This is a genomic window from Methylomonas koyamae (genome assembly GCF_001644025.1).
Classification (GTDB): Bacteria; Pseudomonadota; Gammaproteobacteria; order Methylococcales; family Methylomonadaceae; genus Methylomonas; species Methylomonas koyamae_A.
Genome location: NZ_LUUK01000177.1, coordinates 13,504 through 38,468 on the forward strand (window position 1 = coordinate 13,504; position 24,965 = coordinate 38,468).

Genomic DNA, 24,965 nt, shown 5'->3' on the forward strand with positions numbered 1-24,965 from the left:
ATCAAGAATTTCCTTTGCTGTTTTCGGTAGGGGTTAAGGCATTGATGCCGAGGGCGTGAATTTCGTCTTTCATCATGTCGCCCAGCGCTTGATAAACCAACTGATGCCGCTGGACCAACGATTTGCCGTCGAACGCGGTGCTCACTAGCGTAACGTAGAAATGCCCTCCGCCCTGATTGCCGGCATGCCCGGCGTGGGCGGCGCTTTGATCGATGATTTCGATTAAGTCGGGCTGAAAGGTGGCTTCGAGTTTTTGGCGAATGTTGTCGGTGGTCATTGGGGAAATACTTGTTTAAAAGGTTTGACGGTAACGCTGGCGTATACGCCAGCGGAAAAATACGGATCGGCATCGGCCCAGGTCCGGGCGCTGTCGAGATCGGCGAATTCCGCGACAATCAGGCTACCGCTGAAGCCGGCGTCTCCCGGATTGTCGCTGTCGATCGCCGGGTGCGGGCCAGCCAAGATCAAGCGCCCTTCGTCCTGCAAGCTTTGCAGTCTCTCCAAATGAGCCGGTCTGGCGGCCAAGCGCTTAGGCAAACTGCCCGGACGGTCTTCGGCGATAATCGCGTAGAGCATTATTTTTTGGTCTCCGGGGCCGGCACGTGTTTATATAAAAAGGCCATTTGCACGACGATGAAAACCACCATTAGGCCGGGTACGCCGAAGGTTTTGAAGCTGACCCAGTCGTCGGTGCTGTAATGCGCCATCACGTAAAGATTCAAAAAGCCGACGCCGATAAAAAACAAGGACCAGCTTAGATTCAACCGTTTCCAGATACGCGTCGGTAACTCAAGGTTGGCGCCCATCATGCGTTCGATAAAGGTTTTGTTGCCGATAAATTGGCTGACCAAAAACGCACCGCCGAATAGCCACTCGATAATCGTCAATTTCCATTTGATGAATTGTTCGTCTTGCAAGTACAGGGTGGCGCCACCCATCACCAGAATCAATCCTAATGTGATCCAGTGCATCGTTTCCACCTTGCGATAGAGTAGCCAATAGGCCGCGACTTGTACGATTGTCGCAACTATCACTACCGCCGTGGCCACATAAATATCGTAAAGTTTGTAAGCCACAAAAAATAAGACGATAGGAAAGAACTCTAAAACGGGCTTCATACGTAGGTCGGTAGTGAAAAAGAAACGGTTAGGCGTATAAATCGATTCCGGTTACCAGTTCGGCGACGCGTTGGCGATTCGATTGGTTAATGGTCTGGCTATAGGCATTCAAGGCTTTTCGGGCTTTAGGATCCGCGATCACGTCTTGTTCATCGTTCTTACCGAGCGGATTCTTAGTCAAAACCGAGTCGATCGTTGCCGGCTCGGATGGTTTTGTCACGAATGCGGGCGGCTTGCCCGTATTGCTTTCCAACGTTGCCCGCGACCGATTTTGCTCCGCATTGTCCGGCGACGGCTTCTGGTAGCCGGTCGGATAAAATGCCAGAGATGAACTGTGTATCGTGTTCACGGAGCGATGCAGGGGCCAAATCGACGGAAGCGCATTGTAGATTCTTTAGCCCCAATTGTACATGAGGCGGCTGGTATTGCTGGTAAAATGCGGCTTTTATGGGAGGAATTCATGGCAAACGACATTCACATAGAGCTGGAAGCCGCCGCGTTCCGGCAATTGCTCGAGCATCTGCAAACCCATACCGAAGTTCAGAATATCGAACTGATGTTGCTGGCCGATTTTTGCCGTAATTGTCTCGCGAAATGGTATGCCGCCGCCGCCGCCGAACGCGGCGCGAACGTGGATTACGAACAGGCAAGGGAAATCGTGTACGGCATGCCCTATCGGGAATGGAAGGAGAAATTTCAGATCGAGGCCACGCCGGAGCAGTTGGCGGCCTACGATGCCAAGTTGAAATTAAAGGTGGCGCCATGACGGCCGATACGCCTTTCGACGCGATGTTTTCCGGCGTAATTGGCCGAGAATATCAAATGCTGAAGCTGATTTGCCCGTTCGCGGCAGAAATGAGCCGTTTGGTCGGTGCCGAAGTCGGCACATACTGTCGTACGCGGGATACGCTGGCGCAAGTTGTCGAATTGGGCGGCGGTACCGGCATTACCACGTTATCGATCTTGACGGCCGCCGACAATTTGACGGTATTTAGCGTAGACAACGAGCCGACGATGCAAGCGCAAGCCCGCGAAAGCTTGAGTCACTGGGCCGACCTGGGCCGTCTGGCGTTTTGTGGCGACGACGCCTTGACCGCATTGCGCGGGTTGGCGACGGCCAGTGTCGATGTCGTGGCATCGGCATATACCTTGCATAATTTTCAATGCGATTACCGCCGCGATGTATTGGTGGAAATTTACCGGGTTCTGAAAAACGATGGCCGATTCGTTTGCGGCGACCGTTACGCCTTGGACGACATTCCGGCGCATACCCGCAATACCCAGCGCGAGGTGGCCGGATATTTCGAGACCTTGACCGGTATTAACCGCCTGGATTTGCTGGAACACTGGATCATTCACCTGTTCAGCGACGAATCCGAGGATCACATCATGCGCGAAGGCTTGGCGCTCAGGCAGATGGCCGAAATCGGGTTTCGCGAACTGACGTTGACGCATCGCCTGGACGTCAATGCGCTGGTCACCGCTGTCAAATGAATCGGCGTGACCGGCCGCGGCGGCGCGGGCGTTGAACCTCTGAATACGGAGAAAAACCGAAATGGCCGAGCCGACGACTAAAAAGCCCAAGAAAACCCTGGATGCGTTTGCCGACGATTTGGACGCGATGCTCAATATCGGCGAAACCGCGTCCGAGCAGGTCGGTTTGATCGACGACGACGAAGCGATCGATCGCTTGTTGGTCGATCACGAAGTGGTGGCCGACTCGGCTGCGGCGGAACGCGACGAATTTGCCGACATCGACGCCTTGCTGGCGGCCGAGCAAGCTCAGCCGGATCTGGATCTCGCCGCCGCAAAGTTGGGCGACGAGTTCGACGCAGCCATCGACATCAATCCCAAGCACGAACAAATGCTGGACGACGAATTCGCCGATTTGGTCGATGTCGGGGTTGAGGCCAAGTTGGAAGAATTGGAACTGGATGTCGAGCCGTTTCCGGAACCGGATGTCGCCGACCGGGCTATCGCGGCCATCGACGACGAATTCGAAGTCGGCGAAACGCCTGAATTAGTGGTAAGTGACGAACGGGACGAATTGGACGCCATGCGAGAGATCGACGAGTTTTCGGACACTGGAGCACCGGCTGGCAACGCCGAATTTTTGACGGCCGATTTCGACATTTCGGCGGACGACGAGTATGTCAAACCCATCGAAGCCGAACCGGAAGCCGCGCCTATCGTGATCGACGAGTTTGGCGACGACGATGTCGCCGATCTGGCGGCAGGGTTCGCGTTGGGCTCGGCGAGTGCCGAGGACGCCCCGCTCGCCGAACCGTCGGGCGATGACGACGAATTCGAGTCGCAGACCGCCGCCCAAGCACCGCCGGCCGATTCGATACCCGTGCCTCCCTCGCCTGAGCCGGTCCCGGTGGTTGCCCCGGCGCCGGTAATCCAAATGGTGGATCACAGTGCCGAAATCGCGGCGCTGACCCACCAAATCGATGAATTAAAACGCCACCAGCGCCAGATCAAGGCGGATATTCTGGAAAAGGCTGAAAAAGCCCAATTGGCGACCTGTCTGGAAACTGTCGACGGTTTGCAGACCGAGCAGAAGAAAACCAAACGAGGCTTGGACGCGGTCGCGAACAAAAAACCGGTCGCGGCCTACGTCGCCAACGGCGTGGCGGCGTTGGCGCTACTGCTGGGTACCGGTTTGGGCATACAAGGCATGATCGCCAAGTCGCAAGTCGGCGAGTTGGTGACGATCATCGGCAAATTGCAGGAGCAAGTCGTTAATGCCCCGGCCGCCAACGCCGCCGACCAGGAAATGCTGCGCAAGCAGTTGGACGAATTGTCGGTCGGAAATGGCGTGTTGACCGCCCAGATCGCGGAACTGAAAAAAGCCCAGGGCGGTGGCGGAGGACAGGCGGTCGGTGGCGACGTCGGCAAGCAGTTGGCCGAACTGGGCAATCGCGACATGCAAATCGGCGCCGCGATCGAAGCCTTGCAGTCTAAAGTCGGCGCGTTGGAAAAAGCTCGCCCGCTCGCCGCCGCGACGCCGACGGTCAAGCCCGAGAAGAAAAAGCCGGAACCTGTTCCTGAAAATTGGGCGGTCAATTTGACCGCATTCAAGCAGGATTGGTATGCCAAGCGTAAAGCCGAGGAATTCGCCGGCAAGGGCGTTCCGGCCAAGGTCGCGAAAAGCGAGGCCAAGGGCGAAACCTGGTACCGGCTGAGCGTTGACGGCTTCCCCAGCCAATACGAGGCGGCCGCCTATGCCGCCAAGGTCAAGAAAACCTTGAATCTGGACGCGGTTAGCGTGTTCAAGGTCAAGGATTGAGCGGCATGCCGGCTGAAAAACCCAACCAAAAACTGGTTGTCGCGGTATCGTCTCGCGCCTTGTTCGATCTCGACGAGTCGCATCGGATTTTCGAAACCCAAGGCAAGGAAGCTTTTTGCCGCTATCAGATCGAACACGAGAACGAAATTCTCGAGCCGGGTTTCGGATTCGCGTTGGTTAAAAAGTTTCTCGATCTGAACCTGGCTTTCCCGGACGAACCGCTGGTGGAAATTATCTTGCTGTCGCAAAACAGCGCCGATACCGGGTTGCGGATATTTAACAGCATCGCCCATCATCAACTCAACATCACCCGGGCCGCCTTCACCAGCGGCGTCTCCCCATACGCCTATATTCCGGCGTTCGGCGCTCATTTGTTTTTATCCGCGAATGGCGACGACGTGCGCAAGGCGCTGGATGCCGGTTGTCCGGCGGCGACCATCGTATCCGGCGCGGCCAGCAATCCGACCTCGCAATTGCGGATCGCGTTCGACGGCGACGCGGTCTTGTTTTCCGACGATTCGGAGCGCATCTACCAGCAACACGGCTTGGCGGCATTCGCGGCCAACGAACGTAACGAAGCCCATACGCCGCTACCGGGCGGGCCGCTCAAAGCGTTTTTAAGCGCCCTGCACCGGATACAGACCCATTTCGGTCCGGAAACCGCGCCGATCCGCACCGCGCTGGTGACCGCGCGGGCCGCGCCCGCCCACGAACGGGTGGTGCGGACCTTGCGCGCCTGGGAAATTCGGATAGACGAGGCCTTGTTCCTCGGCGGAATGCCCAAGGGGGCGTTTTTGAAAGCCTTCGGCGCCGATATTTTCTTCGACGACCAAAAAGGCCATTGCGACTCGGCGGTGCTGCATCAGGTGGCCGCCGCTCACGTCCCCAACGGGATTACGAACCGACCCGAATCTTGAAACGGTTAAACCACGGATTGTGCTCCACGCAGGCTAGCAGTGTCACGGATTTGAAATGAGCCAGCGCGATGTCTGTTTGGGTGCCGTATTTGCCGGGCGGCAGGATGATTTCCGCAGACGCGCTTTCGGCGTCGATCAATAAAGCGCATTGCTGTCTGCCCAGTGGGTTGTCGATCGCGTAAGGTTCGATTTTTCCGGGTATCGGTTCCAGCAGCAACAAGCTGGCATCCTCGAAAAGCGTTTGTTGGCGGATGATCACCAATTTGGCGGCGAGTTGCTCGCGATACAGTAAGGCGATATCGCCGTTGCCGAAGCTGCCGGTCGTGCTTTCCGCCACCAGGAATTGCTTGCTGGTCGAACGCAGCAGGCGAACTTCGAAGCTGTCCAGATGGCCGGCGCCGTTCGACTTCGGCGATTGGTTGAAAAAGCTTTTCTCGTGTTCCAGCGGCATCAGCGTCATATTGTGCAATGTGGCACGGCTGCCATGATTTTGCTCGCTTAAGCGCATGATTTTGGAGAGCCTGTCTTCGCCCTGCAGATAGCCGCTCACCGCGGCGAAACCGGTCAATAGCCGGGCGGGCTGAGCGGGGCCGATGGTGAGCGACGAAAAGATCTGGTCGTAGCCCAATAAATGCTGAGCCAAGCGATTGCGGGTGGCGACCGCCATGTCGACGCTGATTTCGCCTTGTTGCAAGGCTCGCCCCAAGCGCTGGGTGGAGATCGCCAGCGAGTCCTTGGGTAACGGCCATTTCGGATGCCTGCGCGGTTTGGGTTCGCTGTCGGTCAATTCCCAATAAAAGTCGAAATCGCCGACATCGTGGCGGTTGAATTGCAGTAAATGCTGAGTCTGTCCGGCAAATTGGAACAGCTGATCAATTTCGGTTTCGGAGTAACGGTTGGGAGCGCAAAGTGTGAATAGCAGATTGCGTTTGAATACGGCGTCCAGTGTGCCGGCGTTTTTAAAATCCGCGACTTTGACGGAAATTGCTTGATTCAGCCAGCGTTGTTTTTCGGCGAGCACATACAATTGCGCGGATTTTTTCCACAAACTTGCCGACGGCGCTTCGTAAAAGCGGGCGCCGGTTCGCAGGCAAAAGCCGGCCAATTGCAGCGCATAAAACATCGCTACCCGGCCGCGTTCCGCATCGTCGCTCAAACCGGACGCGAGCCGAGCAAAAGCCAAGCTGGCGTGGCGAAACAGTTGTATCGCCAGTTTGGCGGCCTTGCAGGATTTGGCGTTCGCCGGCCATTCGGCGCGGGCAAAAACGGCCAAGCCTTGCGCCAGATGCAGCGTGGGCGGGGTCATACCGATCATGGTTGCCAGCGGGTTGTCGCCGCTTAGCGGCGAAGTACTCAAGGTCTTCCAGGCTTGGTTGAGGCGATTCGCAGCGTTAGCGGGCGGCAGCGAACTGAGCGATTGCAACCAGGTGGTTGCCGATTCGGATTCGAGCGGAAACGGCAGCGAAGTTTGGGTGGGCATGAATCGGCCGACGGAGCTATGACGAAATATTTCCAAGTTTAGCTTAGCTTGACGGTTCGCGGCGCGGCAATTTTGCGAGGCGAGGTTCGCCGCATACAATGGCCTCCATTTGCGTCGAAACCCATTCCATGTCCCAACTTCCCCGATGGACCGCCTACTTGATCGCGCCGACGGCCGGCGCGGCGCTGACCTTGGCGTTTTCTCCCTACGATCTGCCCTGGCTGGCCTTGCCGGCGCTGGCTTTACTGTACTGGACTTGGCTGGACCGATCCGCGAAGCGTGCCGCCGTACTGGGTTACGGATTCGGTCTAGGTCTGTTTGGTAGCGGTCTGTGGTGGGTTTACATCAGTATCCACGATTTCGGTGACGCCGAACCCGCCGCCGCTACGGCGTTGACCGGCTTGTTAATCGGGGCGTGGGCGGTTTTTCCGGCCTTGGCGGGCTACCTAGCGGTCAAGTTCAACGCCGGTGCCAAGGCATGGAGCCGAGCGACGCTATTCGCGGCGGTGTGGGTCGTGGTCGAATATTTGCGCGGCGACTGCTTGCTAAACGGCTTTCCTTGGTTGTTGATAGGCTATGCGCAGTCGGATACGCCGTTGGCCGGCTACGCGCCGATCGTCGGCGTCTACGGCGTGGGGTTTTTGCTCGCGCTGTCGGCGTTCGCCTGGGTGGAGATCGTTGCCGGGACGATCCCTTGGCGGCGAGGTTTGCCGGTGGTATTGCTGATGTGGTCGGGTGGAGCGGTTTTGCGCGGCGTGGCCTGGACCGAGCCGGCCGGCGCGCCGTTTAAGGTGACTTTGGTGCAAGGCAATGTCGGCCAGGATCGAAAATGGGACATCGATCAACGCGCCGGCACTTTGAGCCTCTACCGGGATTTAACCGAAGCGCATTGGGATTCGGACGTGGTGATTTGGCCGGAAACAGCGGTGCCGGCCTTTTTAAACGAAGTGCAAGCGGAATTTATCGAGCCCTTGCGCGCCGATGCGCTGCGCCACGGCACCGAACTGGTGTTGGGACTGCCCAGCGGCGGACAGGGAAAACACTATTACAATAGCGTGCTGGCCTTGGGCGAGAACCAGCAGCTCTATCATAAACATCATTTACTGCCGTTCGGCGAGTATTTGCCGCTACAACCCCTGTCCGGCTGGATCTTGGACCTAATGGCGATACCGCTCGGCGACTTTGCCGCCGGCGCCGACCGCCAGCCATTGCTGTCGGCCGGCGGCTATCGATTTGTGACCACCATTTGCTACGAAGACGCCTTCGGCGAATTGGTAGCCCGCCAAATCGCCGACGCCGCCTACATCGTCAATCTGACCAACGACGCATGGTTCGGCGATTCCGCTCAACCGTATCAGCACCTGCAAATGGCGCGGATGCGAGCCCTGGAAACCGGCCGCTATTTGGTCCGAGCCACCAACACCGGCGTGACCGGCTTCGTCGGCCCCGACGGCCGCATACTCTCCGTCGCGCCGAGCTTTACCGCTACCACAGTGACCGCCGACATCGTGCCGATGCGCGGCGTCACGCCCTACGCGCGCTTCGGGGACGTATGGGTGTTGGCGGTGTTAGTGGCTGGGGTGGGGGCGCTAAAGATAGGGTGGCTTGTCATAAAACCGTAACCAGTCTGTCACGGTACTTTCTCATTCCGGCTTTAGGCTGGCGGACGTTAACCGATTCGCCGCTTCCAAAAACCAAGGCGCTAGGCGAGGCGCCGCTATTCGCCCCCGAGGACATTCCATGCGCAACCCCCACCCTTTATCGTTGCTGTCGGCCGGTCTGGCAGCCGCGTTGTTGACTCTATCCGTCGCGGCGGTCGCCGAAACCACGGTCGAAAATGCCGACTATTGGCGGCAAAACGGCCAGCACAGCATTCGCGTCGCCGAAGACCTGCAACCGATCGATCGTCACGCCAAGAACGTAATTCTGTTTGTCGGCGACGGCATGGGCATCTCGACCGTGACCGCGGCCCGCATTTTCGAAGGCCAAGGTAAGGCCGACAATCGCGGTGGCGAGGAAAATCTGCTGAGTTTCGAAAAAGCGCCCTACATGGCTTTGTCGAAAACCTACAGTGTCAATCAGCAAACTTCCGACTCGGCGCCGACAATGACCGCGATGATCACCGGCGTCAAGACCAACGACGGTGAGTTGTCGGTCAGCATGGAAGTCGCGCGTAAGGAGAGAAGCGCGGAAGTCGTTAACCAATACAAAGTCAAAACCCTGTTGGAGCAGGCCGAGGAGCGCGGCCTGTCCACCGGTATCGTCTCGACGGCTCGGATTACCCACGCTACTCCGGCTGCTTGCTATGCGCACACGTCCGAGCGGGATTGGGAGTCCGACGCGCAAATGCCGGCCGACGCCACTGTCAGCGATATTGCCAAGCAATTGGTCAATTTCAGCTACGGCGACGGCCTGGAAGTCGCGATGGGCGGCGGTCGTAGCATGTTCCTACCCAATACCCAGACCGACCCGGAAGACACCGCCAGCAAGGGCGGTCGCAAGGACGGCTTGGATCTGACTCAGCAATGGCTGAGCCACTACGCCAAATCCGCTTATGTTTACGATAAAACCGGTTTCGATGCGGTGGACGCGAAAAGCACCGATCATCTGTTGGGGCTGTTTGAACGTTCGCACATGGAGTACGAAACCGATCGAGCCAACGACACCGGTGGCGAACCTTCGCTAACCGAAATGACCGAAAAAGCCATCGATATTCTGTCGAAAAACCGTAAAGGTTACGTGCTGATGGTGGAGGCCGGCCGTATTGACCACGCTCACCACGCCGGTAACGCTTACCGGGCGCTGGCGGATACCGTCGAGTTATCCAATGCGGTGCGCAAGGCCGTCGAAAAAACCGACGCCAAGGATACGCTCATCGTCGTCACCGCTGACCATAGCCACACCTTTACCATCGCCGGCTATCCGGGACGCGGCAATCCAATTACCGGATTGGTCAAGGAACCGGGCGCGACGGTCTTCGCCAAGGACAGCAACGGTTTACCTTATACGACGCTGGGTTACGCCAACGGCCCCGGCTACCGTGGTCCCAACCCCCGCCCGGATTTGACAGACGTCGATACATCGCATCCGGACTTCTTGCAGGAAGCCGCGATACCGATGGCTAGCGAAACCCATGCCGGCGAGGACGTTGCGATTTACGCTTACGGCCCGAAAGCTCATCTGTTCCATGGTGTGCAAGAACAGAGCTACATCTACCACGTGATGGCGCGGGCGCTGAAATTGCCTGTCGGCCAGTAAGCGTTGGTTGACTGCGTTGTAGGGGCGCCAACCGGCGCCCCTTTTTTATGTTTGGAGTACCGATGTTGAAAACCGTATTTTCCGTTTGCTCGGTTTTGCTGATGAGCTTGACCGCATGTCAATCCCAGTTGCCGAGCCCTTTGCAAATTCAGGCGGTGGAGGCGATGCCGCCGCTGGCGGCCGAATTCGAAACCGAAGTACTCGAAACCGACACGCACGGTGACGAGACGACGCGAGTGTATCGTTGGCGTTTTGTCCGCCACGCTGATCGGGTGGAAACCCACAATCTGAGCGACGACAGCGGCGAAGTTTGGCGACGGCTGGCCGGCGGCGACATCGCTTATCAAAAAGTATTCCACGGTCAACGCCAAACCATCGACTATCAGCCGGGCGATTTGAAAGCCCTGGCGGCGGTGCCCGATTGGCGGGCGGTCGCCACCTTGCTTAGTCCCGCCGAGCTCGGTGGCTTACAGGCGGACGGCGAGGAATCCGCGCTGGGACGGGTCGCCTTGCGATACCGGTCGGGTCAGGGCGAAATCGAAGAACTTTTGTGGTTGAACCGGGAACAACTGCCGGCACTGATTCGACGCCAGGAGCGCGGTCATCTGTTAGTCACCCGTTTGGCGGCACTATACCCGACTGGACAAGCGCCCTGGCCGGAACTGCGCGACGAGGACTACGGACACACAGACTATGCCGATCTCGGCGATAAGGAGGGCGATCCTTTTGTCAAATCGATCTTACCGACGCTGAAAGGCGGCCATCATCACGAGCATTAAATGGATGAGTTCGGTAATCAGGGGAGGGCGGTTGGCGGTCTGTCGTAGATTCGGCACACCGCGAGCTTGGTTAAACCGCTACTTTCGAGGTGCAATGGGAGTATTTGGTTCGTTAGACCGGATTAGCGTTTTGGCAAGGGTGGTGTAATACGTTTCATCAAATCTTAACCGAACTGAAACTTGAATTTCTTGTGTGCTGGTTAACATCTTTTCCGCAAGGGCGACAGGCCGCCTCTTGCTTTTTGAAAAAAACCAACGACCCGCACTAAAGGAATTTGATTATGAAAGAGTTTAGATTGACCCTGATCGCTGCTGCCGTGGCGTCTCTGATATCGCCGCTTGCGGCTAACGCCGCGGAAACGGCGTTCGATAATTTTACGCCGTTGACCGCTTCCGCTGGCCCTGCCGCTAACGAGGCGTCACCGATTACGTTGTCTAGCCCTAACTTTACCCAGGTTTCGATTGCCGACCGTTCGACGCAACTGGCGCAAGGCCAGAGCAATAGCGGCAACTGGGACATGATTACCGCCAACGAAACCGGCCCGAACGCCGGCCGATATTTGTTCATGCCGTTCGAAACCGGCGCGGGCGGGGTGCAACGTATCGATTTGCACGATGCGAACTACAACACGCGTACCACCACCATCGTGGCGTCCGGAACCCAGGATTTTGTCTCCGGCGATGCATCTCGTTGGGCGCCGTGGGGTGGCTATTTGACCGCCGAGGAGTCTTGGGGAAGTGGCAGCAGTAAAGGTCGCTTATTCGAAGTAACTAATCCGACCACCGCGACAGCAAACGGCGGCACCTTCGTGCAACGTAGCATTCTGCCCCGCGTATCTCACGAAGGTTTGGCGTTCGATAACGGCAACAACCTGTATTTCGTCGACGAGTTGAATGGCGGATCGATCTACAAATATGTTTCAGCCAACCCGCTTGCCGATAACGGCGACGATTTCTTCTCGGCTGGTCAAACCTTCGTCATGAAGGTCGGTGTCGGCGGACAATTCGAAGGCAATAACGGACCAGCGATTACCGGAGCGTTCTCTTGGGAAGCGATCACCGATGTCAACGGCGGCGTTCTGGCCGGCGTGTCGGTATTGGCCAGCGACGGCACCATCGACGGCCGCGCTTCCGCCGACGATAACGATGTATTGGCGACCGGCTTCAATCGTCCCGAGGACTTGGAATTTCAAAACTTGGGCGGAAATCAGTTGATCTACTTCACGACCACCGATTCCGATACCAACGCGAATACCACCGACGGCCGTAGCCGCATTTACAATTTCAACGTGGCGACACAGTCGTTGAGCTTGTTTGCCGATTCCAACACTATCGATTTGGCGACCGGTTTAGCAGTCGGCGGTGGCTTGCGGAATGCCGACAATCTGGCGATCGACGCCGAGGGAAATATCTATATCATCGAAGATCGCGATGGCGCGGTGGATGACGATATCTGGTTCGCTAAGGACATCAACAAGGACGGCGATTTGCTGGATGCCGGCGAAGGCTTGGCGCGTTGGGCGTCGAACGGTACTACGGGTTCCGAGTTTACCGGTTTGTATTTCGATAAGTTCAACCCGAATGTTGCGTACGTCAACATTCAACATCCAGCCAGCGGCGTGGACCGTACGATGCAAATCAACGCGGTGCCGGTTCCTGGCGCGGTTTGGTTGTTCGGTTCGGCCATCGCAGGCCTGATCGGCTTGCGCCGCCGGGGCTGATTCTCGTGAGCGGGCAGGGAGGCCCGCTCAGTCTTAATCTCCACCGCCCGTTAACACTCCGGTCGCTACCCGGTGATCCGTGCCTTCAGGTGGATAGCCGGGAATTGGCCGGCATTTCAAGCAGAGAAACGATATGAAATTTGGATTCAAAATGATGGCCGTGCTCGGCGCATTATCGGTTGGCCCCAGCGCCGAAGCCGCGGTGATGACCCAGTGGAATTTCAATTCCGATCCGGCCGACGCTGCCACCGGGACCGGTGTTACCACGCCCGCAGTCGGTATTGGCGGCGCGACATTGTTGGGCGTCACCGGCAGTTTTAGCAGTGGCGATGCCAGCGGCGGCTCGTCGGACCCGTCGAGCGGTGACGATAGCGGCTGGCAAACCACCGGCTACGCAGCGCAATCGGTCGGCAACAAAACCCGCGGCACGCAATACTTGGTAAGCACGCTGGGCTTCGAGAATATTACGGTCAGCTACGATCTGCGGCATAGCAACACCAGCTCTCGTTACGAACAAGTGCAATACACCCTGGACGGTTCTATCTGGAACGATGTTGCTCAATTCGACGGCAATGCCGGCGACACTTGGTTTAACGGCCGTAGCGTGGATTTCAGCGCAATCGCTGGCGTTGCCGATAATCCTCTTTTTGGTGTGCGTATCGTCGCGGCATTCGCGCCGGGCGGCACTGGCTATCTGGCATCCGATGCGACCAAAACCTACGGGGCCGCCGGTACCTGGCGCTTTGATATGGTTACCGTATCGGGCAGTGAAATTGCGGCGGTACCGGTGCCGGGCGCGGTTTGGCTGTTCGGTTCGGCTCTGATTGGTCTGCTCGGCGGCGCGCGTCGCAAGGCTTGATCGCCTGTCGTAAACCCGCTGTTAGCAAGCAAAAAAGCCTCGGTTAAACGAGGCTTTTTTTGTTGAGCGCCGGCTTATTTATGAATTTCACTATGCAGCGCCCGATACTCTTCGGTTAATTTATGGCTGGGCGCGTAATGGATTAATGGTTGGGCGTCCGAGTGCGATTCGCGGACTTTGACCGAGGTCGATATCTTGGTTTCCAACACCGGCAGACCTTCGGCGATCAATTCCTCGACGAGCTGGCGGGGCAGGTTGGCTTGTTTTTGGTATTGGTTGACCACGATGCCTTCGATTTCCAATTTGTCGTTGTGGTCGGCCTTGACCTCGGCGATCGCCCGCATCAAGGTGTACAGCGCTTCACGGGCGAAGGTGTCGCAATCGAACGGAATCAGGCATTTTTCGGCCGCGATCAGCGCGGATTGGCTGTAAAAATTCAACACCGGCGGCGTATCGATATAAATATGTTCGAAGCCTTCCAGCTTTTCCAGCGCTTCCTTCAACTTGAAGATTTTGTAACGCGATTCCAAGCGGCCTTGCAATGCTTCCAGATCCGGATGAGAGGGGATGACATACAGGTTCGGAAACGGGGTTTCGTGTATCGCGCTTTCCAGGCCTTCCTTGCCGCCGCCGAATAGGCCCAGTCCCAGATTGTCTTTAAAGAAATGAGCGATAGTCTTATCCGGGTCGCCGACTTTGGCGCCCAGCAGATACTGTGTGGAGTTGCCCTGAATGTCGAGGTCGATGACCAGGGTTTTTTTGCCTTCCACGGCGCTGATGGCCGCGAGATTGCAGGTGATCGTGGATTTGCCCACGCCGCCCTTCTGATTGAAAATCACCCTGCGCATGATTACCCTCGACAGTTAGCAAATAAAAGCCCGCATTATAAGGTTAACGCTTGTAATATCAACAGCGTGAGAACCGGGTGCCCTTGCATTCGGGACAATCGGGCAGCACGCTGGTCGATTTGAAGGCGATTTGCTTGCCGCAGGCATCGCAGACGAAGGTGCCGGGGCCGGTGACGTCGCCGCTTTGATAGGGGTGGTATTGCTTGGCTTCCATTTCCAGCGCCGCCAGTTTGACGCGGGTTTTGTCGGCGATGCTCATAAAGGCGTCGAGCGCGAAGTTTTCGATCAGCTCGAGGTCGAACTTTAGCCACTCCGACCATGAGTCGTTTCGGTCTTCCCGTTGCGGCGAGGCGGCGACGTGTTCGACGTCGCGCATCACGTAATCGGCGATTTTATTGATTTCCTCTTGGGTATGGCCGCCCAGTTCGCTGGTTTTTTCCTTGGCGATTTCCAATGCGTCGGCGACCGTATGCAGGGTATCGTCCATTGCTTCGTAGAGATGGCCCATCAGATCGTCGTACGCTTTGGTCAGTTTGCTTTCGCCCATGGTTGCTCCCGGTTGTTATAGTGATTTGAGGCTTTGGATTTACCCGCCTCTAAGGTATTCTAGCGCCTTTTTATAGCATAAGACGAACAGGATGGAAGAGCATTACAACCCCACGGCCATCGAACAAAAAGTCCAAGCCGAGTGGGAAAAATCCGGGGTTTTCACGGCTGTCGAGAACACCGGCAAGGAAAAGTATTACTGTCTGTCGATGTTTCCCTATCCCAGCGGCAAGCTGCACATGGGCCACGTGCGCAATTACACGATAGGCGACGTCATCAGCCGCTTTCAGCGCATGCAAGGCAAACATGTGTTGCAACCGATGGGCTGGGACGCCTTCGGCTTGCCGGCGGAAAACGCCGCGATGCAGAACAAGGTGCATCCGGCCGATTGGACCTATTCCAATATCGACTACATGCGCGATCAGCTCAAACGTTTGGGCTTCGGTTACGACTGGAGCCGCGAGCTGGCGACTTGCGATCCGGACTATTACCGTTGGGAGCAGTGGTTCTTCATCCGTTTGCTGGAAAAAGATCTGGTTTATAAGAAAACCGCGCCAGTTAACTGGTGCCCGCACGATCAAACCGTACTGGCCAACGAACAGGTCATCGACGGTTGCTGCTGGCGCTGCGACACGCCGGTCGAGAAGAAGGAAATCTCGCAGTGGTTTTTGAAAATCACCGCTTACGCCCAGGAGCTGCTCGACGACTTGCAAAAATTGCCGGGCTGGCCCGAACAGGTGCGGACGATGCAGGCCAACTGGATAGGCCGTTCCGAAGGCGTGGAGATGGATTTTGCGGTCGACTGCAGGGATGCGGAAGGTAGAGCGCTGTCGGGAACAAGCGCCGATGAGGGTTTCGAGTCGCCGATCCGTATCTATACCACTCGGCCCGACACGGTGATGGGCGTGACTTATGTCGCGGTCGCTGCGGAACACCCGCTCGCGTTGAAAGCCGCCGAAACCAATGCCGACATCGCCGCCTTCATCGAATCCTGCAAGCAGATGGAAACCTCGGAAGCGGCGATGGAGACGATGGAAAAGCGCGGTATCGCTTCCGGTTACCAAGCCATTCATCCTTTGACTGGCGAATCGGTGCCGATATGGATCGCCAACTTCGTGTTGATGAGCTACGGCACCGGCGCGGTGATGTCGGTGCCGGCTCATGACCAGCGCGACTACGAATTCGCCAAGAAATACGATATTGCGATCAAGGAAGTCATAGCATCCGCCGACGGTAGCGACGACAGCGTGGCCGACAAGGCTTTTACCGACAAAGGCGTCTTGAAAAACTCCGGCGAATTCGACGGTTTGAATTTCGCAGAAGCCTTCGACGCCATCGCCGCCAAACTGGCAGGCCTCGACAAAGGCGAGCGTAAAACCAACTTCAGATTGCGCGACTGGGGCGTATCCCGCCAACGTTACTGGGGCGCGCCGATTCCGGTGATTTACTGCGACGACTGCGGCACTGTGCCGGTGCCGGACGAGCAATTGCCGGTAACCCTGCCGCGCGACGTGGTGCTGGACGGCTCGCAATCGCCGCTGGCCGCGCATCCGACCTTTCCGCATGCCGATTGCCCGAAATGCGGCAAACCGGCGCGGCGCGAGACCGATACCTTCGATACCTTCATGGAGTCGTCCTGGTACTTCGCCCGCTACGCCAGTCAAGAGTGCGATACCGCGATGCTGGATCAACGCGCCAACTACTGGTTGCCGGTCGATCATTATATCGGCGGCATCGAGCACGCAATCTTGCATTTGCTGTATGCGCGCTTCTACACCAAATTGCTGCGCGATGAAGGTTTGATCGTCTGCGACGAGCCGTTCAAAAACCTGCTGACCCAAGGCATGGTTGTCGCCGAGACCTTTTATCAGCACGACGAACACGGCCATAAAAAGTATTTCAACTTGACCCAAATCGAAGTCGAGCGCGACGCCAAAGGCAAAATCGTCGGCGCCAAATTGCTGGAAGACGGTTCGCCGGTCACGGTCGGCGCGATCGAGAAGATGTCCAAGTCCAAGAACAACGGCGTCGATCCGCAGGTGTTGATCGACAAATACGGCGCCGACACGGTACGCTTGTATACGATGTTTACATCGCCGCCGGACCAATCCTTGGAATGGAACGACGCCGGCGTCGAAGGCGCGTTTCGCTTCCTGAAGCGTTTGTGGCGACAAGTGTATCTGCACGTCGAAGCCGGCTTGCCTTCGATCGCCCTAGACAAAGCCGCGCTAAACGAAGATCAAAAAGCCCTGCGCCGTCAGTTGCATCAGGCTTTACAAAAAGTCGGCGACGACATGGCGCGCCGCCACACCTTCAACACCGCGATTGCCGTGAACATGGAGCTGCTCAATGCGCTGAACAAATTCGAGGATGACAGCGTTAACGGTCGGGCGGTGCGTCAGGAAGTATTGGAAGCGATCGTGTTGATGCTGGCGCCGATCATTCCTCACGCGGCACAACAGCTTTGGAACGAATTGGGTCGCGATAGCGACATCGTCGTCGCTTCATGGCCGGACGTCGACGAATCGGCATTGGTGCAGGACAGCATCGAAATGGTGGTGCAGGTCAACGGCAAGCTGCGCGGCAAATTGTCGGTAGCGGCTGCGGCGACTAAAGAGCAAGTCGAGGTGCTGGCTTTGGCGGATGCCAACGTGCAACGCTTTTTGGAGGGTAAACCGATCAAAAAGCTGATCGTTGTGCCCGGTAAATTGGTGAATATCGTTGTTTAAGTTCAGCTTTCGGCTGTTGGCCGGCATTCTTCTGATCTCGGCGGGTATGACCGGCTGCGGTTATCATTTACGTGGCTCGGTCGATATGCCGGAAGCGATGAAGAACGTTTACATCTTCGGCGCGTCGTCGCAGCTGCAAAACCAGATGCAGTCCATCGTGCGCGCGTCTAAAGGTAAGATCGTGGGTTCGCCGAACGATGCGGGCGTCGTGATTAAGGTATTGAAGGAAGACATGCGCCGCCGGACTCTGTCTATCGGCTCGACCGGTAAATCCAACGAATCGGAGCTGGAATATTATTTGCGCTTCCAGATGTACGATAACCAGGAAAAACCGTTGATGGAAGAGCAGACCATCGAGATGAGTCGCGAGTTTTTCAACGACCAAACCGCGATCTTGGCGAAGACCAACGAGGAACAATTGATCCGCTCCGAGATGTACAAGCAAGTCGCCCGTATGTTGTTGGCTAGGGCCAGGATAGCCGTCGACAATCAGAAAAAATAGCGATGCGCTTGAAGGTCGATCAGCTTGCCGGCGCATTGCAAAAAAATCTGGCGCCGGTTTATTGGGTCGGCGGCGACGAGCCGTTGCAGGTGGGCGAGGCGGCCGACGAGGTCCGCGCCGCCGCTCGGCGGGCGGGCTATACGACTCGCGAAGTGGTGTCGGTGGAAACCGGTAACGAGTGGCCGCTTTTGATGGCCGAAGCGGAATCCCTGTCGATATTCTCCGACAAGAAACTGATTGATTTGCGATTGCCGTCCGCCAAGCCGGGTATCGAGGGCGGCAAGGTTTTGGTCGAGTATTGCAAGAAGCGCCCCGACGATACGATTTTACTGATTAGCGCCGGGAAACTGGAAGCGGCTTCATCGAAGTCGCAGTGGTTTCAGGCCCTAGAAAACATCGGCGTCGTGGTGCAGGTTTGGCCGCTGCAAGGTCAAGAGTTTTTGCAATGGTTGCAACGTCGGGCCGAACGCAGAGGGATGCATCTGAGCAGCGAGGCCGTTAGACTATTGGCGTCCAGGGTAGAGGGCAACCTGTTGGCGGCGGCTCAGGAAATCGAAAAACTCTTCATACTGCATGGGGCTGTCACGATAGACAAAGCGGCAATCGAGGGCGATGTCGCCGACAGCTCGCGCTTCGATGTCTTTAAGTTGGTCGAGGCGCTATCGGCGGGCAAGCTGAATCGCGCGGTCAGAATATTGCAGGCATTGCGCGCGGAGGGCGTCGCGGCTCCCGTGGTGTTGTGGGCGATTAGCCGCGAAGCGAGATTGCTTTGGCATCTTCACAGCGAAGCCAAGGTCGGTGGATTGTCCGAGGCGACCTTCAAAAAATACCAGGTTTGGGACAAACGTAAGCAAGGCGTTCAAGAGGCCATGGTTCGAATCAAACCGGCCGAATTGCGAGCCATTCTGTTGGCTTGCGCGGCAACCGACGCCCGCGTCAAAGGCCAAGTCACTGGCGACGAGTGGGAAGGGTTATTCGAAATTTGCCGGCTCTGGGTAAAGCCTTTAAGAACCGGAACCGCCGCCTAATTTGGAAACTGGCGGCGGTTTTGGTTTTGCGGATTAAGCGAGTTTGCGTTTGCCGCCGGCCATTAGAGCCAGCAAGCCGGTACCGAACATCCAGACTGCGGCTGGAACTGGAACGGCGGTAAGCTGTAGGTTGCCGTCTGAGGCAAATAACGCCCCACCAACTTTGCTTTCGCCTTGTACACTGTTGATCGATGTCAAGATAGACACGCCTTTGGTTTTGATAGTAAAGATTGCATCGCCCCCGGCTATGGTGTCTGGAGAATACACATTGTGGTCGTAACCGTTAAGTCCGCCTGTGAAGGAAAGACTCATGTCCTGGTATCCTGAGCCAGAATTGTTGCCGGTAATTTTGACGCTTCCTTCGCCACTCGCAATACTACCGTAAAGGATAGCCGACCCGTTGCTGAACCCAGAGTCCGTGGTGAAATTAAAATCTGGATTTGTGTCGAAATAAAGGCCGACGTTACCAGTGTCTATAGTAAACGTTTGGGTACTGCCATTATTGACGTAGCTCCCTGAAAACGTCGCAATGGCGGTCAATTCGTAACCCGATCCCGAACCAGTGGAATTAAGATTAGGCGCCGCGACTGTTCCAAAATCGAATGAGTGCGAAACAACCGCTGATTGATACCAGCCTTGCATGGTACCGGTTGTTGCGGATGTAGGAGAAAACTTAACCAAGGCTACTCCCAAGCCAAAATCATAGGTGTCGAACTGAGCTACAGTATCTTCGAATCCGTCGCTACCGACAGCCTGGGAGTAATCGGCTGTCCCTACCCATGAGTTAGCAAAGGCGAGCGGGGATGTCATCAGGAGTCCGGTGACGAGGATGGTGTGTTTGAACGTTTTCATCTAGTACCTCTGTTTAAAATTAATGTCCCCCCGGATTTTTATAACGCTTTTTGTGAATCAATGCAAATTACAGTTCTAAGACCAAGGAAATATGTTTTACAGTTCGAGATAGAAAAACCATCACGAAAATTTGTGTGAAGTTAGCTAGGAAGCTGGGTGAGTTTTGTGGCGTTTTAACCGGGTTGTTTTCGAGGTTTTTTCGGCCGGTCGCTTGGGCTAGAATGTCCGGACTTGAATAACCGTAAACAGACGAGGACTTACTTATGGCAGAGTTTAGAAGGTACAAGTGTAAAACTTGCGGCCACATTTATGACGAAAAACTGGGTGATCCAAAAAGCGGCATTGCACCAGGAACCCTTTGGGAAGATGTACCGGACGATTGGGGTTGTCCGAAATGCGGCGCGATCAAAGTAATGTTTACGCTGATGAAATAGCGGTTCAGCAATTGGACCGCCGTGGTATTTGCGGCGGTCGGCACCGAAAAAGGGCGCGACGGCGCCCTTTTTTGTAGGACTCAGGCCAGCTTGGCTTTGATAAAGTCGACGAGGTCCCGCATCGCCACATCCTGGCTCGCGGCTTCCCCTCGGCCTTGGTACTCGACGCTGCCGCTATCCAGGCCGCGGTCGCCGATGACGACACGGTGCGGAATACCGATCAATTCCATGTCCGAGAACATGAAACCGGCTCGTACTTTTCTGTCGTCCAACAAGACTTCGATGCCGGCCGCAAGCAAGTCTTGGTAGATTTGTTCGACGGTATCGCGCAATCGGTCGGATTTATACATATTCATCGGACAGATCGCGACCTGAAACGGCGCCAATTCCTTGGGCCAGATAATACCGCGCTCGTCGTGGCCTTGCTCGATGGCGGCGGCGACTACCCGAGATACTCCGATGCCGTAGCAACCCATTATTATCGTTTGGTTCTTGCCGGCTTCGTTGACCACGGCGGCTTGCATGGCTTCGCTGTATTTGCCGCCAAGCTGGAAGATGTGGCCGACTTCTATGCCCCGGGCTATGGTCAGCGTTCCCTTGCCGTCCGGACTGGGATCGCCGTCGACGACTTGGCGAATGTCGCGGAATTCGATGCCGTTCAGCGGACAGTCGCGCTCCCAGTTGACGCCGGTGTAATGGAATCCGGCTTCGTTTGCACCGCAGACGAAGTCGCTAAGGTTTTCGACGGCGAAATCTGCAATGATGGCGGTTATAGGCCCAGGAAACAGTTTGTGACCTTCGGTAATCGGGCCGATATACCCAGGCCGGCAGCCTAGATGGGTTTCGATTACGGTATCGGTGGCGAAGTCGAAGGCGCCGATGATTTTGTTCAATTTGATTTCGTTCAGTTCGTGGTCGCCGCGCAACAAGACTAAATAGTGGAAGTCTTTGGGATTGCCGAACAACTCGTTACCTTTATGAGTTACGACCAATGTTTTCAGGATCTTTTCCGGCGACACGCTCAGAAACTCGCTGACCTCGGCAATGGTTTTCTTGCCGGGGGTGGCCGTTTTTTCGAATGTTTTTTCGGGTGCGGGTCTGTTCAGCGCGGGTCTTATCGTTTCGGCCTTTTCGACATTCGCCGCGTATTCGCTTTCGGTCGAAAAGGCAATCGCATCCTCGCCGGAATCGGCCAGCACGTGGAACTCATGAGAAACTGCCCCGCCGATCGCGCCGGAATCGGCCATCACGGCCCGGAATTTCAGGCCGAATCGGTTGAAGATGTTGGTATAGGTTTGGTACATCACGTCGTAGGTCTGCTGCAAGGACGTTTGATCCAGGTGGAAGGAATAGGCGTCCTTCATGACGAATTCCCGGGAGCGCATCACGCCGAAACGCGGACGGATTTCGTCGCGAAATTTGGTTTGGATTTGATAGTAGGTCACCGGCAGTTGTTTGTAGCTTTTCAACTCGTGGCGGGCCAGATCGGTGATAATCTCCTCGTGCGTCGGGCCCAGGCAGAAATCCCGGTCGTGGCGGTCTTTCATCCGCGCCAATTCCGGGCCGTATTTTTCCCAGCGACCGGTTTCCTGCCAAAGTTCCGCAGGTTGCAACGCCGGCATCAGTACCTCCAGCGCGCCGGATTTATTCATTTCCTCGCGGGTAATTTGTTCAACCTTGCGTAAAATGCGCAGGCCCAACGGTAGCCATGTGTAAATGCCCGCCGCCAGTTTACGAATCAATCCTGCCCGGATCATCAGTTTGTGGCTGGCAATTTCGGCGTCGGCCGGTGTTTCTTTAACGGTGCTGAGGGGAAATTGGCTAGTACGCATGGCGGCCTTCGAAGTAATTAACAAATCGTCTATTTTAACGTTTAAATTGGCGAACGACGACAAGGTTCGCCGATTTCGCGATCACTGTAAGGGGGCTTGGCATTGCCGCGACCGCCGAAATTTGGGAAACTTGAAAAAATAAAAAATCTCACCGGGAACGAAAGGGAAAAATGATTAAAGTCTTGCTGGTTGATGATCATGAGTTGGTTAGGAGCGGTATTCAGGCGTTGTTGTCGGCGGAAACGGACATTGCGGTTGTAGCGGTCTGCAATTGCGGCGAGCAGGCGCTGAAAGTAGTTGAGACGGATCCGCCCGACGTGATTCTGATGGATATCAATATGCCGGGAATGGGCGGCGTTGAAGCGTGTCGACGTATTCTGGCAGCGAATCCGCAAATCAGAATCATTGGAGTATCGGTGCATAACGATGGCCCGATTCCTCAACAATTACTGAAATTGGGAGTGGTCGGTTTTGTCTCCAAAGGCTCGTCGACAGCGGAGATGGTGGCGGCGATTAAGGCGGTGGCGTCCGGTAAGCGCTACTTGTGTCAAGATGTCGCCAGTAATTTGGCGTTTCAGTTGTTACCAGGCGCCAACCCATCACCTTTTTTGCAACTGTCTTCTCGGGAAGCCGAGGTGGCTCGCCTGATACTGAGCGGTAAAAGTATTCAGGAAATGTCGGCGTTATTGAAAATCAACGACAAGACGATCAATACCTACCGCTATCGTTTGTACGGTAAATTGGGAATCAAGAACGATGTGGAGCTGACCAGGCTCGCCGTCAAATATGACTATTTGGACGGCGTTTGATTGCCAATATTAGTGGAATCCGGGGTCAGACCAAGCCGCGCGCTTTATCGAACGCATCCCGGAAGTCGAGAAAGACCGGTTGTTCGGATTCCAAGAGCAACTTCAATAGCTCTCTTTGCAACTGATATTTGATGTTGCCGATCGCGAGCGCGCCGACGCCAATCGCTCCAGCGGATTGCGCCGCAGCTGAAAGTGGTACGGAAGTATCGTTGGGAGCAACGCCTTCGATACCGGATGGTGGAACCGCGTTCACGTCTCCGGCGACTTTCAACTGCTTGGCGTTGGCCAGCACATTGGCGCTGACTACCCGGATTCCGGCCTTGGCTGTACAAAAGATGATATCGGCACTTTCGATTAACGCCGACTTTTCTTCGTCGTTACGTGCCACCGCAGCCGTCATTTTTGCGCCGAAGCGTCGATTGTACTGCTTGGTGGCATCTTTAGCGCTGTCCACAGACAAGTGATCCACCAGTACGGTTTCGGCGCCGTGGGTTGAGGCCAACACGCCGGTGGCAATGCCGACCGGACCGGTGCCGCCGAAAACCAGGGCTTTGCAATCTTTCAATTCCTTGCCGTGTTGGGTTTTCAAGGCTTTTTCGACACAAGCCACCAGGGCCGCCGCCGTGGTGCATGCGCCGCTAGGGTCGGCAAACACCGATACCTGAAACGGCGGCACCATCGCCGGTTTGCACGCTTGAAGCATATCGATCGCCATGCCCATGTCTCGGCCACCGATGAAAATCGCGGTTTTCTTGACGCCGGACGGTCCTCTGGAAAAGATCACATCCTGCGTCAGGTTGTGGATGTTTTCCAGTTTGACGTTGGAGTAGGGCATTAGCACATCAAAACCCGCGTCGAGTGCCATGTTGATGTCAAACGGGCTGTTGTTTGGCATCGGGTCGAACATGTGGAGTATGCTGCGTTTCGGCATTGTTACCTTACCCTTGGTGATAGGCGGACATGATGACCAGCGCTGTTAGTTTGTCGATTTAATGAACTCGCGCGCGACATCGAACGCGTGTTCAAAGTGCAGGAACAACGGTTGATCGCTTTCCAACATACGTTTCAATAAGCGGCTTTGCGCTTGGTATTTGATGTTGCCGATCGCCAGCGCGCCGATACCGACTGCTCCGCTGATAGAACCGGCCAGCGGTTTCCCGTTGTCGAAAGCGTCGACGCCGGCGATACCGGCCGGGGGTACCGCGTTCACATCGGCGGCAACTTTCAATTGCGGGGCTTTGGCAATCAATTCCGCGCTGAGCAATTCTATGCCGGCCGCGCCTGTGGCAAACACTACATCGGCGGTCTGCATGTATTCGGCTTTATCGGCGTCGGCGCCCGCCGAGATTGTGATCTTGCCGTCGCCGAATTCTTCGCTGCATAGTTCGGCGGTGCGTTCGGCCCGGTCCAATTGCCGGCCAATGATCCGAACGTTGGCACCGGCTTGCGCGGCAATTACGGCGGCGGCTTGGCCGACCGGTCCCGTGCCGCCCAGAGCCAGCACATTTTTGCCTTCCAGCGTGGTATCGAACTTGTCCGCCAATTCTTTTTCGACGGCGGCGACCATGCCGGCGGCAGTGGTAAATGCGCCGCTAGGATCGGCGAATACCGAGACTTCAAACGGCGGCACCATGGAGTTTTTCGCACTTTTCAGCATATCCATTGCTTGTTTGGTTTCGCGTCCGCCAATGAAAATCGCGGTGCGCAACAAGCCTTTCGGGCTGCGGGAAAATATCGCGTCTTGAACCAATCCTCTGACTTCGCTCGGTTCGACATTGATATAAGGCACTGCTGAAATCCAGCCGGCGTCCATCGCCATATTGACGTCGAACGGGCTCAAATTTTTGGCTGTGGTCAGCATGTGCAGAATAAAAGGTTTTTCCATGATGGCCTCTGGTATATGAATGTTAGCCGGTTAGTATATGAAAAAGAGTTTGGGATAACAATTCTAGGTGAATTGC

General features: G+C 56.1%; 25 protein-coding genes. 14 read left to right on the top strand and 11 right to left on the bottom strand.

All coding sequences use genetic code 11. From position 1 onward, the window contains the following. Nucleotide 1: 1 nt before the first annotated feature. The 4 genes from A1355_RS14315 to A1355_RS25275 are packed head-to-tail and all read right to left on the bottom strand — an operon-like array spanning nucleotide 2 to nucleotide 1,338. Nucleotides 2-277: a BolA family protein gene (locus tag A1355_RS14315; RefSeq protein ID WP_064029290.1), complete on the bottom strand. Its 276-nt coding sequence runs from the start codon at nucleotides 275-277 to the stop codon at nucleotides 2-4. After that, nucleotides 274-576: a YciI family protein gene (locus A1355_RS14320; RefSeq protein ID WP_064029293.1), complete on the bottom strand. Its 303-nt coding sequence runs from the start codon at nucleotides 574-576 to the stop codon at nucleotides 274-276. The genes A1355_RS14315 and A1355_RS14320 overlap by 4 nt, the downstream gene beginning before the upstream one ends. Next, entirely contained in the window at nucleotides 576-1,118 is a 543-nt protein-coding gene (locus tag A1355_RS14325) for a septation protein A (protein WP_064029296.1), read from the bottom strand. Before A1355_RS14325 ends, A1355_RS14320 begins: the two co-directional genes overlap by 1 nt. A 28-nt stretch (nucleotides 1,119-1,146) precedes the next feature. After that, nucleotides 1,147-1,338 carry a hypothetical protein gene (locus A1355_RS25275; RefSeq protein ID WP_157197895.1) on the bottom strand — a complete coding sequence of 64 codons (192 nt, stop codon included), beginning with the start codon at nucleotides 1,336-1,338 and terminating at the stop codon, nucleotides 1,147-1,149. 240 nt (nucleotides 1,339-1,578) lie between these two features. Between A1355_RS25275 and A1355_RS14335 the strand changes: the two genes are divergently transcribed. From A1355_RS14335 to A1355_RS14350, 4 genes are all read left to right on the top strand, one after another. After that, entirely contained in the window at nucleotides 1,579-1,884 is a 306-nt protein-coding gene (locus A1355_RS14335; protein ID WP_064029563.1) for a DUF1244 domain-containing protein, read from the top strand. After that, nucleotides 1,881-2,612 (top strand): class I SAM-dependent methyltransferase, encoded by a 732-nt coding sequence (locus A1355_RS14340; RefSeq protein WP_064029300.1) that lies wholly within the window; start codon nucleotides 1,881-1,883, stop codon nucleotides 2,610-2,612. The genes A1355_RS14335 and A1355_RS14340 overlap by 4 nt, the downstream gene beginning before the upstream one ends. Nucleotides 2,613-2,673: 61 nt before the next feature. Next, on the top strand, nucleotides 2,674-4,410 hold the full coding sequence (locus A1355_RS14345) for an SPOR domain-containing protein (RefSeq protein WP_064029302.1): 1,737 nt from the start codon (nucleotides 2,674-2,676) through the stop codon (nucleotides 4,408-4,410). A 5-nt stretch (nucleotides 4,411-4,415) separates the two neighbouring features. After that, nucleotides 4,416-5,327 (top strand): 5'-nucleotidase, encoded by a 912-nt coding sequence (locus A1355_RS14350; protein WP_064029304.1) that lies wholly within the window; start codon nucleotides 4,416-4,418, stop codon nucleotides 5,325-5,327. Here the strand turns inward: A1355_RS14350 and A1355_RS14355 are convergent. Further along, on the bottom strand, nucleotides 5,305-6,807 hold the full coding sequence (locus tag A1355_RS14355) for a hypothetical protein (RefSeq protein ID WP_157197896.1): 1,503 nt from the start codon (nucleotides 6,805-6,807) through the stop codon (nucleotides 5,305-5,307). The two genes, A1355_RS14350 and A1355_RS14355, sit on opposite strands and share 23 nt — an antisense overlap. 128 nt (nucleotides 6,808-6,935) lie before the next feature. Here A1355_RS14355 and lnt point away from each other — a divergent pair, with 128 nt between their 5' ends. The 5 genes from lnt to A1355_RS14380 all read left to right on the top strand — a co-directional run bounded on the left by lnt (nucleotide 6,936) and on the right by A1355_RS14380 (nucleotide 13,424). Further along, the gene (lnt, locus tag A1355_RS14360) at nucleotides 6,936-8,429 is read left to right on the top strand and encodes an apolipoprotein N-acyltransferase (protein ID WP_064029565.1); all 1,494 of its coding nucleotides are present in this window, start codon (nucleotides 6,936-6,938) and stop codon (nucleotides 8,427-8,429) included. Between the two features lie 118 nt (nucleotides 8,430-8,547). Continuing rightward, nucleotides 8,548-10,065: an alkaline phosphatase gene (locus A1355_RS14365; protein WP_064029309.1), complete on the top strand. Its 1,518-nt coding sequence runs from the start codon at nucleotides 8,548-8,550 to the stop codon at nucleotides 10,063-10,065. Nucleotides 10,066-10,127: 62 nt separating this feature from the next. Next, complete coding sequence (locus A1355_RS14370) at nucleotides 10,128-10,844, top strand: hypothetical protein (RefSeq protein ID WP_064029311.1); 717 nt, start codon at nucleotides 10,128-10,130, stop codon at nucleotides 10,842-10,844. 281 nt (nucleotides 10,845-11,125) lie between these two features. Beyond that, nucleotides 11,126-12,565, top strand: a complete 1,440-nt coding sequence (locus A1355_RS14375; RefSeq protein WP_064029313.1) for an alkaline phosphatase PhoX — start codon at nucleotides 11,126-11,128, stop codon at nucleotides 12,563-12,565. Nucleotides 12,566-12,698: 133 nt separating this feature from the next. After that, nucleotides 12,699-13,424 carry a PEP-CTERM sorting domain-containing protein gene (locus A1355_RS14380; RefSeq protein WP_157197897.1) on the top strand — a complete coding sequence of 242 codons (726 nt, stop codon included), beginning with the start codon at nucleotides 12,699-12,701 and terminating at the stop codon, nucleotides 13,422-13,424. 74 nt (nucleotides 13,425-13,498) lie between these two features. On the opposite strand, the gene A1355_RS14385 is transcribed toward A1355_RS14380, so the two are convergent. Next, nucleotides 13,499-14,272 (bottom strand): ParA family protein, encoded by a 774-nt coding sequence (locus A1355_RS14385; protein WP_064029315.1) that lies wholly within the window; start codon nucleotides 14,270-14,272, stop codon nucleotides 13,499-13,501. A 58-nt stretch (nucleotides 14,273-14,330) separates the two neighbouring features. Then, a complete protein-coding gene (locus A1355_RS14390) occupies nucleotides 14,331-14,819 on the bottom strand; it encodes a zinc ribbon-containing protein (RefSeq protein ID WP_064029317.1) in 489 nt (162 codons plus the stop codon). A gap of 91 nt (nucleotides 14,820-14,910) precedes the next feature. On the opposite strand from A1355_RS14390, the gene leuS reads away from it, so the two are divergent. Genes leuS through holA form a run of 3 tightly spaced genes read left to right on the top strand, consistent with a single transcriptional unit; the run spans nucleotide 14,911 to nucleotide 19,077 of the window. After that, nucleotides 14,911-17,547, top strand: a complete 2,637-nt coding sequence (gene leuS / locus A1355_RS14395; protein ID WP_064029322.1) for a leucine--tRNA ligase — start codon at nucleotides 14,911-14,913, stop codon at nucleotides 17,545-17,547. Beyond that, on the top strand, nucleotides 17,540-18,049 hold the full coding sequence (gene lptE, locus A1355_RS14400; protein WP_231883676.1) for an LPS assembly lipoprotein LptE: 510 nt from the start codon (nucleotides 17,540-17,542) through the stop codon (nucleotides 18,047-18,049). The genes leuS and lptE overlap by 8 nt, the downstream gene beginning before the upstream one ends. 2 nt (nucleotides 18,050-18,051) lie before the next feature. After that, a complete protein-coding gene (gene holA / locus A1355_RS14405; RefSeq protein ID WP_064029324.1) occupies nucleotides 18,052-19,077 on the top strand; it encodes a DNA polymerase III subunit delta in 1,026 nt (341 codons plus the stop codon). A gap of 33 nt (nucleotides 19,078-19,110) precedes the next feature. Here holA and pepA read toward each other — a convergent pair whose 3' ends face one another. Continuing rightward, nucleotides 19,111-19,929, bottom strand: coding sequence for a flocculation-associated PEP-CTERM protein PepA (gene pepA / locus A1355_RS14410; RefSeq protein WP_064029327.1), 819 nt, complete (start codon nucleotides 19,927-19,929; stop codon nucleotides 19,111-19,113). Nucleotides 19,930-20,192: 263 nt separating this feature from the next. On the opposite strand from pepA, the gene A1355_RS24645 reads away from it, so the two are divergent. Continuing rightward, the gene (locus tag A1355_RS24645) at nucleotides 20,193-20,363 is read left to right on the top strand and encodes a rubredoxin (protein ID WP_082885552.1); all 171 of its coding nucleotides are present in this window, start codon (nucleotides 20,193-20,195) and stop codon (nucleotides 20,361-20,363) included. 80 nt (nucleotides 20,364-20,443) lie between these two features. Here A1355_RS24645 and A1355_RS14415 read toward each other — a convergent pair whose 3' ends face one another. Further along, nucleotides 20,444-22,195, bottom strand: a complete 1,752-nt coding sequence (locus A1355_RS14415; RefSeq protein ID WP_064029331.1) for a proline--tRNA ligase — start codon at nucleotides 22,193-22,195, stop codon at nucleotides 20,444-20,446. 170 nt (nucleotides 22,196-22,365) lie between these two features. Here A1355_RS14415 and A1355_RS14420 point away from each other — a divergent pair, with 170 nt between their 5' ends. Then, the gene (locus A1355_RS14420; RefSeq protein WP_064029334.1) at nucleotides 22,366-23,004 is read left to right on the top strand and encodes a response regulator; all 639 of its coding nucleotides are present in this window, start codon (nucleotides 22,366-22,368) and stop codon (nucleotides 23,002-23,004) included. 25 nt (nucleotides 23,005-23,029) lie between these two features. Here the strand turns inward: A1355_RS14420 and A1355_RS14425 are convergent, their stop codons facing one another. Then, on the bottom strand, nucleotides 23,030-23,935 hold the full coding sequence (locus A1355_RS14425) for an NAD(P)-dependent methylenetetrahydromethanopterin dehydrogenase (protein ID WP_064029336.1): 906 nt from the start codon (nucleotides 23,933-23,935) through the stop codon (nucleotides 23,030-23,032). 45 nt (nucleotides 23,936-23,980) lie between these two features. Beyond that, nucleotides 23,981-24,889, bottom strand: coding sequence for an NAD(P)-dependent methylenetetrahydromethanopterin dehydrogenase (locus tag A1355_RS14430; RefSeq protein ID WP_064029338.1), 909 nt, complete (start codon nucleotides 24,887-24,889; stop codon nucleotides 23,981-23,983). Nucleotides 24,890-24,965: the final 76 nt, after the last annotated feature.

Bases quoted from the DNA above. Each gene is read 5' to 3' on its own strand.
- A1355_RS14355 (WP_157197896.1), bottom strand. From the start codon at position 6,807: ATGCCCACCCAAACTTCGCTGCCGTTTCCGCTCGAATCCGAATCGGCA.
- A1355_RS14380 (WP_157197897.1), top strand. From the start codon at position 12,699: ATGAAATTTGGATTCAAAATGATGGCCGTGCTCGGCGCATTATCGGTT.
- pepA (WP_064029327.1), bottom strand. From the start codon at position 19,929: ATGAAAACGTTCAAACACACCATCCTCGTCACCGGACTCCTGATGACA.
- leuS (WP_064029322.1), top strand. From the start codon at position 14,911: ATGGAAGAGCATTACAACCCCACGGCCATCGAACAAAAAGTCCAAGCC.
- A1355_RS14350 (WP_064029304.1), top strand. From the start codon at position 4,416: ATGCCGGCTGAAAAACCCAACCAAAAACTGGTTGTCGCGGTATCGTCT.
- lnt (WP_064029565.1), top strand. From the start codon at position 6,936: ATGTCCCAACTTCCCCGATGGACCGCCTACTTGATCGCGCCGACGGCC.
- A1355_RS14325 (WP_064029296.1), bottom strand. From the start codon at position 1,118: ATGAAGCCCGTTTTAGAGTTCTTTCCTATCGTCTTATTTTTTGTGGCT.
- A1355_RS14320 (WP_064029293.1), bottom strand. From the start codon at position 576: ATGCTCTACGCGATTATCGCCGAAGACCGTCCGGGCAGTTTGCCTAAG.
- A1355_RS14340 (WP_064029300.1), top strand. From the start codon at position 1,881: ATGACGGCCGATACGCCTTTCGACGCGATGTTTTCCGGCGTAATTGGC.
- A1355_RS14370 (WP_064029311.1), top strand. From the start codon at position 10,128: ATGTTGAAAACCGTATTTTCCGTTTGCTCGGTTTTGCTGATGAGCTTG.
- A1355_RS14385 (WP_064029315.1), bottom strand. From the start codon at position 14,272: ATGCGCAGGGTGATTTTCAATCAGAAGGGCGGCGTGGGCAAATCCACG.
- A1355_RS14420 (WP_064029334.1), top strand. From the start codon at position 22,366: ATGATTAAAGTCTTGCTGGTTGATGATCATGAGTTGGTTAGGAGCGGT.
- A1355_RS14415 (WP_064029331.1), bottom strand. From the start codon at position 22,195: ATGCGTACTAGCCAATTTCCCCTCAGCACCGTTAAAGAAACACCGGCC.
- holA (WP_064029324.1), top strand. From the start codon at position 18,052: ATGCGCTTGAAGGTCGATCAGCTTGCCGGCGCATTGCAAAAAAATCTG.
- A1355_RS14365 (WP_064029309.1), top strand. From the start codon at position 8,548: ATGCGCAACCCCCACCCTTTATCGTTGCTGTCGGCCGGTCTGGCAGCC.
- A1355_RS14375 (WP_064029313.1), top strand. From the start codon at position 11,126: ATGAAAGAGTTTAGATTGACCCTGATCGCTGCTGCCGTGGCGTCTCTG.
- A1355_RS14315 (WP_064029290.1), bottom strand. From the start codon at position 277: ATGACCACCGACAACATTCGCCAAAAACTCGAAGCCACCTTTCAGCCC.
- A1355_RS14335 (WP_064029563.1), top strand. From the start codon at position 1,579: ATGGCAAACGACATTCACATAGAGCTGGAAGCCGCCGCGTTCCGGCAA.
- A1355_RS14390 (WP_064029317.1), bottom strand. From the start codon at position 14,819: ATGGGCGAAAGCAAACTGACCAAAGCGTACGACGATCTGATGGGCCAT.
- A1355_RS24645 (WP_082885552.1), top strand. From the start codon at position 20,193: ATGGCAGAGTTTAGAAGGTACAAGTGTAAAACTTGCGGCCACATTTAT.
- A1355_RS14425 (WP_064029336.1), bottom strand. From the start codon at position 23,935: ATGCCGAAACGCAGCATACTCCACATGTTCGACCCGATGCCAAACAAC.
- A1355_RS14430 (WP_064029338.1), bottom strand. From the start codon at position 24,889: ATGGAAAAACCTTTTATTCTGCACATGCTGACCACAGCCAAAAATTTG.
- A1355_RS14345 (WP_064029302.1), top strand. From the start codon at position 2,674: ATGGCCGAGCCGACGACTAAAAAGCCCAAGAAAACCCTGGATGCGTTT.